Genomic DNA, 13153 nt, shown 5'->3' with positions numbered 1-13153 from the left:
AGGAAAGAGAGGTGAGTGGTTATGGCGACAACAGTTCCGGTCTCTACTAAAGATCAGTGGAATTATACAACTCCCGACTCTAGTGCACGGACAACAGGTAATTCTACTTTAGGTAAGGATCAGTTTTTGAAGATTTTGATTACTCAGCTGCAAAATCAAGATCCGATGCAACCGATGGAAGATAAAGAATTTATTGCGCAAATGGCCCAGTTTACATCCGTGGAGCAATTGATGAATATCTCTACTCAGCTTAATGCTATGAATCAATCCCTTGGATCTGTATCCGGGTTGATTGGTAAAGATATTACTTGGACAGACACCGCCACAAAGCTGCCTAAGACAGGTAATGTTGAATCTATCGTTGTTAGCAATGGTATTCAATATGCGGTTGTGGGAAAAGACAGAATTGCTTTAACCGATATTACACAAATTCAGAATGCCGCAGCAACGCCAGAAAGCGGTTCTGGTACAGATAGTAATACTCCGGAGAATAGCGGAGGAAGCGGGGCGAGCATATGAGTGACAGGCTTACTATAGGCCAACTGTATCCTGCGTCCCTGCATTCTACAACGTTACAACGATCTTCGCTGCCTAAGCAGTCTGTGGCGGGGGAAGCTTCTTTTGAGAGTTTACTGCAACAGAAACTATTAAAATTCAGCAATCATGCTGCTAAGCGCCTAGAACAAAGAGGGATAGAGCTTGGAAGCGGTCAGCTGGATCAAATTTCATCTGCTGTGGACAAAGCTGCTGCTAAGGGAAGTAAAGAATCCTTGATATTAATGAAGGATTTGGCGTTCATCGTTAGCGTTCCTAATCGCACAGTAGTTACTGCTATGGATGGTAACTCGATCAAAGATAATGTATTTACACAAATCGATAGTGCAATAGTGATTTCATAATAGGCTGGTCCTAACGGAAAGCCGAGGCGGCCGCTGACCGACTGACGCGGTCCCAATTCACTTGGAAAGTTATTAGGACTCTATAATCTGGGAGGACATTAAACATGTTAAGATCAATGTATTCAGGGGTTTCAGGAATGAGAGGCTTTCAAACTAAGCTTGATGTAATCGGTAATAATATTGCTAACGTAAACACTATCGGGTTTAAATCCGGACGTGTTATGTTCAAGGATATTATGAGCCAAACCGTTTCTGGTGTTACTGCACCGGGCGAGGATGGTCAAGGTGGGGTAAATGCGAAACAAGTTGGACTAGGTGTTAGTATTGCTTCTATAGATACCCTACATTTGGCTGGTAGTGCTCAAACCACCAACAACCCAACAGATTTACGGATCGATGGAGATGGTTTTTTCCTGGTTAAGCTAACTGAGGATCAAGAAACTGCGTTTTTGACCCGCGCCGGAGATTTCCACATTGACGCTGCGCGTAATCTTGTTACTGCTGATGGACTTCATGTTTTAGATTCCGACGGTGGGCTCATTCAATTAGGTGACGATGTAACGGCGTTTTCTATCTCTAATGATGGAACAATTGTACAGACCATGGCGGATGGAACGACTGAAGCTGGGGTGAAGATTGGTGTAGCCAAGGTTACTAACCCATCTGGTCTGGAGAAAATCGGAGGCAATCTGTATCGTATGACACTTAATGCGAATGCAGAAGGCGAGCTAGTTCCGACTACAGCGAACAATACAGAAGATGGCACCGGGGCAATCATCTCTGGACAGCTGGAAATGTCCAATGTGGATCTTACCAATGAATTTACAGAAATGATCGTATCACAGCGTGGATTCCAGGCGAATTCCCGTATCATCACAACTTCTGATGAAGTGCTGCAGGAAGTAGTAAACCTGAAGCGTTAATTTAATCAATAAATTCTATATTTTTTTAAATGGTTCATGCGGAGTCGTGGGGGAGTTACTCCTCCCCCTATTTTGTTAGGAGGCCTGTTATGATATCGGTAACAAGATTAAATGGAACACCGATGTGGATCAATGCCCTACTGGTCGAAATGGTAGAAGAAAGCCCGGATACATATATTACGCTCGTAACCGGAAAAAGACTGATCGTTCTCGAAAAAGCCGATGAGGTTATTACGAAGATCCGGGATTATAACAGGGACATAGGCACATATGCTGCCACCATTAAAATCCAGTCAATGGAGGAGCTAACATGAAAAAGATGATGCCGTGGCTCATCACGATATTACTAGCGATTACTCTGATCGTGGTCGCCGCATTTTTACTAATGGACAGGATCTTTCCGAAAGATACGAACGAGGTAAGTGCTGCTGTTCAAAATGTGGAAACAAAACATTTAACTGCAGATGAAATCGTCGAATTGACGGCAGAGATCATTGATATCAAAACAAATCTTGCTGATCCCGATTTTATCCTTCAAGTAGATTTCGCCTTCCAACTGAGTTCTGCGAAATCAAAGGAAGAATTCGAAAAAATAAAAGAGATCAAAATCAAACCAATAATTATCAAGACGCTTGCAGATACCAAACCTGAGGACCTTAATGGAGCGAATGGAAAAGATCAGCTTAGCAGTAAGCTTATTAATCTGATCAATAAGACATTGACTGAGGGCCAAATTACTCAGATCGAAATCACCAAATTCCTTTTGGCTTCTGTGTAGCTTTATTCCTGATAATTCTTTGATGGGGGGGTGATTGAATTGGTTGATGTACTATCACAAAACGAAATTGATGCTCTACTTGCTGCACTTTCTTCAGGTGAGATGGACGCCGATGAACTTAAAAAGGAAGAAACTCAGAAGAAAATCCGCTCTTATGACTTTAAACGGGCTGTCCGCTTTTCCAAAGATCATATCCGCAGTCTTACACGGATACATGACAATTTCGCCCGTTATCTTACAACGTATTTTTCAGCCCAATTGCGCACCTTCGTTCAGATTAATGTCGTTCAAGTAGAGCAGCTCCCTTATGATGAATTTATTCGCTCCATACCGAAAATGACGATATTGAACATTTTTGAAGCAGAACCTTTAGAGGGCCGCATGGTAATGGAAGTTCATCCTAACATTGCTTTTGCTATGCTGGACAGGTTGCTTGGAGGCTTTGGAACTGCACCTTCTAAGATTAATGCGCTAACTGAGATCGAAACAACGATTATGGAGCGTATCTTTAGTAGATGTTTTGAGAGTCTGCAGGAGGCTTGGAAAACGGTGCTGGATATTCATCCGCGGATGGAAGCTCTTGAGACGAACCCGCAGTTCATGCAGATTGTATCGCCCAATGAGACCATTGCATTAATCTCTCTAAGTACCAAAATTGGAGATACAACAGGCATGATCAATCTTTGTATACCGCATGTCGTTTTAGAGCCTATCATGTCCAGACTTTCTGTTCACCAATGGTTTGTGACAGAGAAGAAGACGCGGGATGAAGATGAGCTACTGGCCATTAGAGCTAGAGTTCATAAAGCGAAGCTGCCGATTGTTGCTGAACTTGGAGAATCGAGCTTATCCATATCTGAATTCCTAGGGCTTAGCGTCGGTGACGTGATTTCTCTCAACAGAAACGTAGATTCTGGACTGTCGATTAAGGTAGGGGAGAAGCTTAAGTTCATCGGAAGTCCCGGAATGGTTAAAGATCGGGTAGCCGTGCAAATAGACGAAATTGTCAATGAAGGAGTTGAAGAATTTGACGAGTAAAGATTATTTATCCCAAGAAGAAATCGACGCCCTTCTGAGACAATCTGCGGAGGGCTCATTAGCTCCTACGGAGAAAACGGTAGATGACTATCTAACACCGTTTGAACAGGATGCTTTGGGCGAAATTGGTAATATAACGTTTGGCAGTGCAGCAACAGCACTTTCCACTTTACTAGGGAAAAAAGTAGATATTACAACCCCTCAAGTTTCGATCATTACACGCGGGGAGTTTGAAATTGCTTTTCCTAAACCGCATGTAGCTGTTCACGTTCAATATGTGGATGGGTTTCAAGGGATTAACTCACTTGTTATTAAGATTAGGGATGCACAGGTCATTGCCGATCTAATGCTTGGCGGTGCTGGCGAACCTAAGGATGAAGAGTTGAATGAAATTCATATTAGCGCTGTGCAAGAAGCTATGAATCAAATGATGGGTTCTTCTGCTACATCGATGTCTACGATTTTTAATCGTTTTGTTAATATCTCGCCTCCGGGTATAGACATTTTGAATATGTCCAGCGGAGAAGGCGTAGGCAGTCTACCAGACGATGAGACCCTAATTCGTATTTCGTTCCGGCTTAAAATTGGTGATTTGATAGATTCTACTATTATGCAGCTCTTGCCTGTTCAGTTCGCAAAAGATATGGTATCCATGCTTCTTGGTGATGTTAGTCCAGCAGAGGAGGAGGCAGCGGTCACAATGGCTGAAACACCTGCCATGACTAATTCTGCTGAGACACCACCTCCAGCACCTCCAGTGCAACAGGCGCCCTCACAGCCTGCAGGAGGAACGCAACCACCATATCCACCGCAGGGTATGCCAGCGTATCCAGGGATGCCAGAAGGCGGGTATTATTACCCTCCAGCGGGTATGCCAGCATACGGAATGCCTGGGATGCCACCATACGGTATGCCACCGCAAGGGATGCCATATGGACAGACACCACCGCTTAATTCTGAGGCAAATCGCAATGTAAATGTACAGCCTGTGCAATTTGCAAATCTGAATGGTGGGGCTTTTGGTCATATTGATGAAAATAATTTAAATTTATTGATGGACATACCGCTTAGAGTAACCGTAGAATTAGGAAGGACCCAGAAGCAGATCAAAGATATTTTAGAAATGTCACAAGGCTCAATTATTGAGCTGGACAAGCTCGCAGGTGAGCCTGTAGATATTTTGGTTAACAACAAGCTTATTGCCAAAGGTGAAGTCGTTGTTATCGATGAAAACTTTGGCGTACGCGTTACGGATATCGTCAGCCAGTGGGACCGAATTCAGAAATTACAATAAGCATACTTAGGGAGGATTTTGTAAAAATGGCTAACCGAATTCTAATCGTGGACGATGCAGCATTTATGAGAATGATGATCCGTGACATTTTGTCGAAAAACGGATTTGAAGTAGTGGGCGAAGCTCAGGACGGTTCTCAAGCGATAGAAAAATTCAAGGAACTGCGTCCGGACCTCATCACGATGGATATTACTATGCCTGAGATGGACGGAATCGCCGCCCTGAAAGAAATCAAAAAAGTAGATCCGGCTGCAAAGGTTATTATGTGTTCTGCCATGGGCCAGCAGGCTATGGTTATCGATGCAATCCAAGCAGGAGCTAAAGACTTTATTGTGAAGCCTTTCCAAGCTGACCGGGTTATCGAAGCTATTAACAAAACGTTGGGCGCGTAGGATAAAGTCATGTTATATTCCGAAACGCTCGGAAGCAGTAACACCCTGCTGAATTTGTTTAAAGTTATTATTGTCCTGGCGATAATCATTGTACTTATAGTGGTGCTGATTCGTTTTCTTGGACGGCGTAATCAGACCTTTATGAGCAACCGTTCTATAAGAACGCTTGGTGCAATAGGGCTTGGACCTAATAAGTCGATGCAGGTTATCGAACTGGGAAGCAGTCTTTACTTAATCGGGATTGGTGAAAATATATCTATTTTGGATAAAGTCACCGATCCGGATGAGGTAGCATTGATCATTGCGGCATTTGAGGATCAGTCCTCTAACCAGAATAATTTCCTCGCACCGCTTATTGCCAAGGTAAAGGTAAAGCTGCGTGGGGAGGTTCCATCTCAGGAAATTGAACTTAGTGAAACATCATCTTTTTACGAGACTCTGCAATCCAAGCTTCGTTCTGCACCAGAGCGTAAAGAGAAAATGGAAGAGCTGCTTCGGGATGATGTTACTAAGGATGAGTCGAGGAATATATGAAAAAGAAGCTAATTCTTGCTATTCTGCTGTTCGGTATTATCAGTGTGGTTATGATGACGCCGATACATGCTGATCCTATACCTAATGTTAATATTCAGGTCGGTAATGAAGGTTCAAGCAGTGGTACCAGTTCCATATCAATTCTTCTTCTTGTTACGGTTCTGAGTATTGCTCCGGCGTTTCTGGTTCTTATGACTAGCTTTACTAGAATTGTAATCGTATTAGGTTTTGTGAGAACCTCGCTGGGTACTCAGGCTATGCCTCCGAACCAGGTGCTGGTAGGACTTGCTCTGTTTCTGACCCTGTTCATTATGTCACCAACGCTGGCCACAGTGAATGAAAATGCGTTGCAGCCGTATATGAAGGGGACAATCACCCAGACCGAGGCTTTTGATAAAGCTGCTGATCCGATGAAAGAATTTATGTTTAAACAGACGAACACCAAAGATCTTCTGTTATTTATGAAATACACCGGTTATACCGGATCTACTAAACCGGCTACATACAGTGATATTCCACTGACGGTGATGGTGCCAGCTTTTGCAATTGGCGAATTGAAAAAAGCTTTTACAATGGGCTTCTTAATTTTCATACCATTCCTGATTATTGATATTGTTGTGGCGAGCACACTGATGGCCATGGGGATGATGATGCTTCCCCCGGTTATGATTTCATTACCTTTTAAAATAATGCTCTTTGTACTGGTAGACGGCTGGTACTTAGTCATTAAATCACTACTTCTTAGTTTTAACACCTGACCTAAAGAGGAGGCATGAGGGATGAGTACGGAGTTTATCATCGGGCTAGCAAGCCAAGCCGTATATTTAGTGCTGGAAGTCAGCGCACCCATGCTGATTCTTGGTCTGGTGGTAGGGCTAATAATCAGTATTTTTCAGGCTACGACACAGATTCAGGAACAGACGCTAGCGTTTGTTCCCAAAATCGTCGCAGTGCTGCTGGCTTTATTGCTATTTGGTCCGTGGATCATCACGAAGCTGATTGACTTTACAAGCCAAATTTTGGGTAATCTCTATATGTATATTGGTTAATCAATGAACATGGAGACCATACTGCAAAGTTTACCCGTCTTTTTGCTTATTTTTTGTCGAATAACCGCTTTTTTTGTTGTCGTTCCTGTATTTTCTTCACAAGGGGTCCCGACAACCTTTAAGATTGGCATTTCTTTTTTTGTAGCATTGGTTGTCTTTAGTGCTAATGGAACAGGGCTTACGATCCCGCAGGATTTCAGTTATATTTTGCTGATTGCCAGAGAGGTATTAATCGGATTGTTGCTAGGTTTCGTTGGATATTTGATGTTTATGGCGATTCAGACAGCAGGTTCATTTATTGATATTCAGATTGGCTTCGGTATTGCTAATGTTATCGATCCTATGACTGGAACGTCTGCACCAATTCTTGGTAATTTCAAATATATGATAGCCCTGCTAATGTTTCTGAGCATGAATGGTCATCACCATCTGCTAGATGCTATTGTGTACAGTTATAAATGGGTTCCTATGAATAATGATTTATTTCTAGGCATGATTGACGGTAGTTTGTCAGAGTTTCTGGTTCGAACATTTGCTCAGTCCTTTGTACTCGCTTTTCAAATGTCGGCTCCTTTAGTAACTGCGCTGTTTCTGACTGATGTTGGCCTTGCTTTTTTGGCGAGAACGGCTCCGCAATATAATGTATTTGTTATTGGGGTTCCGCTCAAAATCATTATAGGTCTTGCACTGCTTTTAGTGCTGATGCCTGGTCTGGCTGTGCTGTTTCAGAATCTCTTCGATATCATGTTCGAATCCATGGAGAATTTATTGAATCTCATGGGGAAGAGTCCGTAGGTGACCGTAAGGGGAGCGTATTATGCCTAAGACGAAGCGGTATAGACTGGATCTTCAACAATTCGCCGGTGAAAAGACGGAAAAAGCAACCCCGAAGAAACGGCAAGATGCTCGTAAAAAGGGTCAAGTAGCCAAAAGTGCTGAGCTATCCGGTGCAGTTGTATTGTTATCAGCAGTAGTTAGCTTGATGATGTTTGGTGGTTTTATGAAAGAGCGCTTCATGAAGCTATATATGGACGTATTTCAGAATCAGATGACACTGGAGGTTACTCCGGAGAATATAACACTGCTATTTAATCAATATGGACTACAAATACTGATTTTGCTAGCTCCATTACTTGGAATAGTTTTTGTTATGGCGCTGGTAAGCAATCTGGCGCAGGTGGGCTTTATGACCACGGGAGAAGGGATCACCCCTAAATTCAGCAAGCTTAATCCGATAAAAGGGTTCAAAAATATTTTCTCCATGCGTTCGTTTGTCGAGTTCCTGAAATCCATATTTAAGCTTCTAATTATCGCTTATCTGGTATATAGCACTTTATGGGGAGAAAAGAAGAACTTTGCATCCCTGTCGCATATCAGTGCGGAGGGGATTTTTAAATTTGCGGCCAAGCTGACGATGAGTCTTGGTTTGAAAATCGGGGCTGCCCTATTGGCTATGGCTTTTCTGGACTACATGTATCAGAAGTACGAGCATGAAAAAAGCCTGAAAATGTCCAAGCAGGATATCAAGGATGAATACAAAAAAATGGAGGGTGACCCTCTAATCAAAGGTAAGATCAGGGAACGCCAACGTAGAATGGCCATGCAGCGTATGATGCAGGAAGTTCCAAATGCGGATGTAATCATTACGAATCCTACACACTTTGCGGTTGCGCTTAAATATGACGGTACCAAGATGGAAGCACCGCAGATTATAGCAAAAGGGCAGGATTATGTAGCACTTCGCATCCGGGAGCTGGCTAAAGAGCACGGCGTCGTGACTATGGAAAACAAACCGCTGGCACGGGCATTATTCCAAAGGGCAGAGATTGGAGATGTCGTTCCAAATGATCTGTTCCAGGCTGTGGCTGAAGTGCTGGCATATGTATATAAGCTTAAAGGTAAGAGGAGATAAGGCGGGGGGGTTAGGACATTGAAAGCTAAAGATTTAACAGTTTTGCTAGGCATCATCGGGATCGTGCTTATGATGATTCTGCCTATCCCGTCCTGGCTATTGGACGTTTTGCTTGTTATTAATATCTCAATTGCATTAATTATCATTCTGGTTGCTATGAATACGAAAAATGCACTCGAATTTTCAATTTTCCCTTCATTGCTCCTAGTAACCACACTGTTTCGTCTGTCACTTAACATCTCGACTACAAAACTGATCCTGACTTACGGAGATGCCGGTTCAGTGGTATCTACTTTCGGTAGCTGGATCGCTGGCGGACAAATTGCTGTTGGGTTTATCGTGTTTCTGATCTTGGTAGTCGTTCAGTTTATTGTTATCACCAAAGGTTCAGAGCGCGTAGCTGAGGTAGGCGCTAGATTTACCTTGGATGCGATGCCCGGTAAGCAAATGAGTATTGATGCCGATCTTAACGCAGGCATGATTAACGAAACCCAGGCACGTGAGCGCCGGCGTAACGTAGAACGTGAAGCGGATTTTTTCGGAGCCATGGACGGTGCGAGTAAATTCGTTAAAGGAGACGCGATTGCGAGTATTATCATCTTGCTGATCAATCTCATCGGTGGATTTATCATCGGTATGATGGTTCACGGGATGGACTTTGCTACTGCGTTATCCACGTATTCTGTATTGACCATCGGGGACGGTCTCGTCAGTCAAATTCCAGCTTTGCTGATTTCGACAGCAGCCGGCTTGATTGTTACTAGAGCTTCTTCGGAAGGTAATCTTGCAGAAGAACTGACAGGACAATTGTTGTCCTATCCGAAATTGTTGTATATTGTCGCAGTTACGGTAGCTTTTCTTGGACTCTTTACACCCATACATATGATTACAACGCTCCCATTGGCCGGATTGCTGGCTTTTGCAGCCTACCGTATGGGACAAAATTTAAATAAGAAACAGATTGCCGAAGAGCAACTTGTTGAAGAGAAGCAGATTGAAGAGGTACGAAGTCCGGAAAGTGTCATTAATTTGCTGTCAGTTGATCCCATTGAATTCGAGTTTGGTTATGGTCTTATTCCTTTGGCGGATACAGGTCAGGGTGGCGATCTGCTAGATCGTATCATCATGATTCGACGGCAATGTGCCCTAGAAATGGGTCTTGTAGTACCTGTTATTCGCATTCGCGACAATATTCAACTAAAACCGAATGAATATGTCATAAAAATTAAAGGAAATACAGTCGGCGGTGGTGAATTATTACTTAATCATTACCTTGCAATGAGTCCAGGATATGATGATGAATCTATAAATGGTATTGAGACCATTGAACCATCCTTTGGGCTTCCAGCATTATGGATTGATGAATCGGTTAAAGAGCGGGCTGAATTGTCCGGCTATACTGTAGTAGACCCTCCATCTGTTGTCGCAACACATCTGACGGAGTTAATCAAACGTCATGGACATGAGCTGATAGGAAGACAAGAAACTAAGATGCTGGTGGACAACCTTAGGGATAATTATCCAGTGCTCGTCGACGATCTTATTCCTTCCGTATTGGCGATTGGGGATGTGCAGAAGGTTCTTGCTAAGCTGCTTCGTGAAAAAATATCGATCAGAGATTTGGTTACGATTTTTGAGACATTGGCGGATTATGGGACATACACCAAGGATCCGGATATTCTCACTGAATATGTTCGTCAGTCCTTGTCCAGACAGATTACTCAGCAATTCTCACAAGTAGGGGAGACATTGAAAGTCATCACGGTTGGACCTAATCTTGAAAAGAAAATTTCCGAGAGTGTGCAGCAATCTGAACAGGGAAGTTATTTGGCCCTAGATCCAACTTCGACACAAACGATCTATCAGCGGTTAAGTGAACAGATTAATCGATTGCTGCAGACAGGGCAACAGCCAATAGTGCTCACATCACCAACCATTCGTATGTATTTGCGGCAGGTGATTGAACGAACGATGCAGGATATTCCTGTACTGTCTTATAGCGAGCTAGAGCCTAACATTGAAATACAAAGCGTCGGAGTGGTGAATTTATGAGAGTGAAGCGTTACGTGGTCGATTCGATGCCTGACGCCATGCTTTCCATTCGCAACGAGCTTGGGAGCGAGGCCGTCATTTTAAGTACAAAGGAAATCAAAATCGGCGGATTTTTAGGGTTATTTAAGAAGAAGAAAATAGAAGTTGTAGCAGCAGTAGAAAAGGCAGAGAAGAATAATGTTCCAAAAAAGCCGGCTGCGCCAGCGATGAACATTCCACGGAGTGCAGTACCACAGGCTTATCAAAAAGCGTCATCTGCTTCAACTACATCTTCTATAGCTTCCGTACCTTCTGTTTCATTAGAAAAGCCAGAAGAGTCACGGACGTTTGCGGAGATTGCCGCAGCCTTATCGGAAGCTATCAATGTACAAGAATCGATAGCCAAGCATCCGGAGCCAGAGCCTGAGCAAAAACTTCCTGAATTAAATCTGGAAGATGCACCTTCTATATCAGCGTTGTATGAATCATTGGGATTAGAACAATCGCCAGAGGTTGCCACCGCCCTCGAAAATGATGTTCTTCGAGAGATTAGGGATATGAAGCTCTGGATGGAGCGAATTGCCAGACAATCCTCAGGTGGAAGAGAATTGCCGGACAGTCTGCAGGAGCTACGGGATCTTTTATTAGAGCAAGAAATGGATGCTGTGCTTGTTGAGGAATGGATCAGTAACATCTCGGAACGTTGGGTAGAGGAAGGGCGCACTTGGGGACCAGAGAAGTTTATGGGATCTCTTAAAGAACAGATTGACGGTTTCCTGACAGGACGAATTGCTGATGGAATTGCCCGGGATACTCAAATAGTATATATTGCCGGACCCACTGGAGTTGGAAAGACCACAACCATAGCTAAGCTTGCGGCAGAACAGCTATTTAAGCACGGACGCAAGGTAGGTTTTATCACCTCCGATACGTATAGAATCTCAGCTGTTGAACAGTTGCGAACCTACGCTGCTATCCTCAATGTTCCACTGGAGGTTGTCCAATCGCCAGGAGATTTGCAAAGAGCACTCTTTCGTTTGGAGAGTTGTGATCTAGTATTAATGGATACAGCTGGCCGAAATTATCGCAATGATATGTTAGTTGCAGAACTGCAAAGCTTGCTTGCGAAGGAATTGAGGAGTGAAACCTATCTTGTGCTTAGTTTGACCTCCAAAAGCCGTGATATGAAACTTATTGCAGAGCATTTCGGCAGATATAGACTGGATAAGGTTATTTTCACAAAGCTGGATGAGACGGGGAGTTACGGCCCGCTCTTTAATGTCCTGAATGACTTCCCACTTACCTTGTCTTATATGACCGATGGTCAAAATGTACCTGATGACCTGCTTATGGCTACCAAAGAACAGCTGAGTGAGTTGCTTCTTGGAACAGGTGAAACATGATGGATCAGGCACAATCCTTAAGACAGCTTGTATCCAGTCAGGATTCTAAAGTAGCTGTAAGAGGGGGATCATCCGCCAGGATCATTACGGTGTGTAGTGGTAAAGGGGGCGTTGGTAAGTCGAATTTTACACTTAACTTCGCTTTAACTTTAAAGGCTATGGGCAAACGGGTTTTGCTGTTCGATGCAGATATCGGCATGGCTAATATAGATGTGTTGATGGGCGTATCAGCGAGATATAATCTTTATCATTTGTTAAAAAGAGAGGCGGATATCGAGCAGATTATTCAATACGGTCCGAATTCGCTCCCTTTTATAGCAGGTGGCTCTGGACTGGATGAGCTATTTACTCTTTCAGAGTCTGATCTTGATTATTTCACAAATCAAATAGCACTTATCGCGGACAGCATGGATTATATTTTGTTCGATACTGGTGCTGGATTATCTAAGGAAACGATGAAGTTTATAACTTCTGCCGACGATTGCCTAGTGGTTACTACACCAGAACCAACAGCTATCACAGATGCATACGCATTAATGAAGGTTGTGAATCGTTCCTATCCTGAGACTTCCTTTAAATTGATTGTGAACCAGGCAGGTGATGAAAGGGAAGCCATAGCGACAAGCGACAAGATCCGAATGGCCGCCAGTCGTTTTTTGCAATTAGATATTTCTTATCTTGGTCACATAAGCTCAGATGCCCATGTAGTGCAGGCTGTCAAAAGGCAAACGCCATTCACATTGGCTTTTCCAAACAGTATTGCTGCAAAGGATATACATCGGCTTGCCCTAAGTTATTTGACCATTGATTCTCAAAAGACCACAAAAGTCCAAGGGATTAAAGGCTTTATCCATAAATGGTTAAAGCGAAGTAAATAGTTGTTCTGAATTTGGGACAGAG

Annotated in this window: 16 protein-coding genes; all 16 read left to right on the top strand. The window is 43.3% G+C overall.

Going from position 1 to position 13153, the window contains the following annotated elements:
* The first annotated feature begins 21 nt into the window (after positions 1 to 21).
* Positions 22 to 519, top strand: a complete 498-nt coding sequence (locus MKZ09_RS21225; protein WP_036688543.1) for a flagellar hook capping FlgD N-terminal domain-containing protein — start codon at positions 22 to 24, stop codon at positions 517 to 519.
* Entirely contained in the window at positions 516 to 899 is a 384-nt protein-coding gene (locus tag MKZ09_RS21220) for a TIGR02530 family flagellar biosynthesis protein (RefSeq protein ID WP_036688541.1), read from the top strand. Before MKZ09_RS21225 ends, MKZ09_RS21220 begins: the two co-directional genes overlap by 4 nt.
* A gap of 104 nt (positions 900 to 1003) precedes the next feature.
* Positions 1004 to 1822 carry a flagellar basal body rod protein FlgG gene (gene flgG / locus MKZ09_RS21215; RefSeq protein WP_076127808.1) on the top strand — a complete coding sequence of 273 codons (819 nt, stop codon included), beginning with the start codon at positions 1004 to 1006 and terminating at the stop codon, positions 1820 to 1822.
* Between the two features lie 89 nt (positions 1823 to 1911).
* Entirely contained in the window at positions 1912 to 2136 is a 225-nt protein-coding gene (locus tag MKZ09_RS21210) for a flagellar FlbD family protein (RefSeq protein ID WP_036688535.1), read from the top strand.
* On the top strand, positions 2133 to 2600 hold the full coding sequence (locus MKZ09_RS21205; protein WP_076100380.1) for a flagellar basal body-associated FliL family protein: 468 nt from the start codon (positions 2133 to 2135) through the stop codon (positions 2598 to 2600). Before MKZ09_RS21210 ends, MKZ09_RS21205 begins: the two co-directional genes overlap by 4 nt.
* 39 nt (positions 2601 to 2639) lie before the next feature.
* Positions 2640 to 3638: a flagellar motor switch protein FliM gene (gene fliM / locus MKZ09_RS21200; RefSeq protein WP_036688529.1), complete on the top strand. Its 999-nt coding sequence runs from the start codon at positions 2640 to 2642 to the stop codon at positions 3636 to 3638.
* A complete protein-coding gene (fliY, locus tag MKZ09_RS21195; RefSeq protein ID WP_036688526.1) occupies positions 3628 to 4932 on the top strand; it encodes a flagellar motor switch phosphatase FliY in 1305 nt (434 codons plus the stop codon). The genes fliM and fliY overlap by 11 nt, the downstream gene beginning before the upstream one ends.
* Before the next feature lie 26 nt (positions 4933 to 4958).
* Positions 4959 to 5324, top strand: coding sequence for a response regulator (locus tag MKZ09_RS21190; protein ID WP_076127811.1), 366 nt, complete (start codon positions 4959 to 4961; stop codon positions 5322 to 5324).
* A 9-nt stretch (positions 5325 to 5333) separates the two neighbouring features.
* Positions 5334 to 5858 (top strand): flagellar biosynthetic protein FliO, encoded by a 525-nt coding sequence (locus MKZ09_RS21185; RefSeq protein ID WP_036688521.1) that lies wholly within the window; start codon positions 5334 to 5336, stop codon positions 5856 to 5858.
* Entirely contained in the window at positions 5855 to 6616 is a 762-nt protein-coding gene (gene fliP, locus MKZ09_RS21180) for a flagellar type III secretion system pore protein FliP (protein ID WP_036688518.1), read from the top strand. The genes MKZ09_RS21185 and fliP overlap by 4 nt, the downstream gene beginning before the upstream one ends.
* Before the next feature lie 21 nt (positions 6617 to 6637).
* Positions 6638 to 6907 (top strand): flagellar biosynthesis protein FliQ, encoded by a 270-nt coding sequence (gene fliQ / locus MKZ09_RS21175; protein ID WP_036688516.1) that lies wholly within the window; start codon positions 6638 to 6640, stop codon positions 6905 to 6907.
* Positions 6908 to 6916: 9 nt separating this feature from the next.
* Positions 6917 to 7702 carry a flagellar biosynthetic protein FliR gene (fliR, locus tag MKZ09_RS21170; RefSeq protein WP_036688514.1) on the top strand — a complete coding sequence of 262 codons (786 nt, stop codon included), beginning with the start codon at positions 6917 to 6919 and terminating at the stop codon, positions 7700 to 7702.
* Between the two features lie 22 nt (positions 7703 to 7724).
* Entirely contained in the window at positions 7725 to 8819 is a 1095-nt protein-coding gene (gene flhB, locus MKZ09_RS21165; RefSeq protein WP_036688512.1) for a flagellar biosynthesis protein FlhB, read from the top strand.
* An 18-nt stretch (positions 8820 to 8837) separates the two neighbouring features.
* On the top strand, positions 8838 to 10871 hold the full coding sequence (gene flhA, locus MKZ09_RS21160; protein WP_036688509.1) for a flagellar biosynthesis protein FlhA: 2034 nt from the start codon (positions 8838 to 8840) through the stop codon (positions 10869 to 10871).
* Positions 10868 to 12253, top strand: a complete 1386-nt coding sequence (flhF, locus tag MKZ09_RS21155) for a flagellar biosynthesis protein FlhF (RefSeq protein ID WP_076201703.1) — start codon at positions 10868 to 10870, stop codon at positions 12251 to 12253. The genes flhA and flhF overlap by 4 nt, the downstream gene beginning before the upstream one ends.
* Positions 12250 to 13131, top strand: a complete 882-nt coding sequence (locus MKZ09_RS21150) for a MinD/ParA family protein (RefSeq protein ID WP_076201706.1) — start codon at positions 12250 to 12252, stop codon at positions 13129 to 13131. The genes flhF and MKZ09_RS21150 overlap by 4 nt, the downstream gene beginning before the upstream one ends.
* The last annotated feature ends 22 nt before the right edge of the window (positions 13132 to 13153 follow it).

This window comes from Paenibacillus sp. FSL R5-0908 (genome assembly GCF_038006245.1).
GTDB lineage: Bacteria > Bacillota > Bacilli > Paenibacillales > Paenibacillaceae > Paenibacillus_AQ > Paenibacillus_AQ odorifer.
The sequence above is the reverse complement of the archived record's forward strand: the minus strand, read 5'-3'. Positions and strand labels throughout refer to the sequence as shown.

Excerpts from the sequence above, each read along its gene's own strand:
- MKZ09_RS21225 (WP_036688543.1), top strand. The coding sequence starts at position 22 with ATGGCGACAACAGTTCCGGTCTCTACTAAAGATCAGTGGAATTATACA.
- MKZ09_RS21220 (WP_036688541.1), top strand. The coding sequence starts at position 516 with ATGAGTGACAGGCTTACTATAGGCCAACTGTATCCTGCGTCCCTGCAT.
- flgG (WP_076127808.1), top strand. The coding sequence starts at position 1,004 with ATGTTAAGATCAATGTATTCAGGGGTTTCAGGAATGAGAGGCTTTCAA.
- MKZ09_RS21210 (WP_036688535.1), top strand. The coding sequence starts at position 1,912 with ATGATATCGGTAACAAGATTAAATGGAACACCGATGTGGATCAATGCC.
- MKZ09_RS21205 (WP_076100380.1), top strand. The coding sequence starts at position 2,133 with ATGAAAAAGATGATGCCGTGGCTCATCACGATATTACTAGCGATTACT.
- MKZ09_RS21190 (WP_076127811.1), top strand. The coding sequence starts at position 4,959 with ATGGCTAACCGAATTCTAATCGTGGACGATGCAGCATTTATGAGAATG.
- MKZ09_RS21185 (WP_036688521.1), top strand. The coding sequence starts at position 5,334 with ATGTTATATTCCGAAACGCTCGGAAGCAGTAACACCCTGCTGAATTTG.
- fliP (WP_036688518.1), top strand. The coding sequence starts at position 5,855 with ATGAAAAAGAAGCTAATTCTTGCTATTCTGCTGTTCGGTATTATCAGT.
- fliQ (WP_036688516.1), top strand. The coding sequence starts at position 6,638 with ATGAGTACGGAGTTTATCATCGGGCTAGCAAGCCAAGCCGTATATTTA.
- fliR (WP_036688514.1), top strand. The coding sequence starts at position 6,917 with ATGGAGACCATACTGCAAAGTTTACCCGTCTTTTTGCTTATTTTTTGT.
- flhB (WP_036688512.1), top strand. The coding sequence starts at position 7,725 with ATGCCTAAGACGAAGCGGTATAGACTGGATCTTCAACAATTCGCCGGT.
- flhF (WP_076201703.1), top strand. The coding sequence starts at position 10,868 with ATGAGAGTGAAGCGTTACGTGGTCGATTCGATGCCTGACGCCATGCTT.
- MKZ09_RS21150 (WP_076201706.1), top strand. The coding sequence starts at position 12,250 with ATGATGGATCAGGCACAATCCTTAAGACAGCTTGTATCCAGTCAGGAT.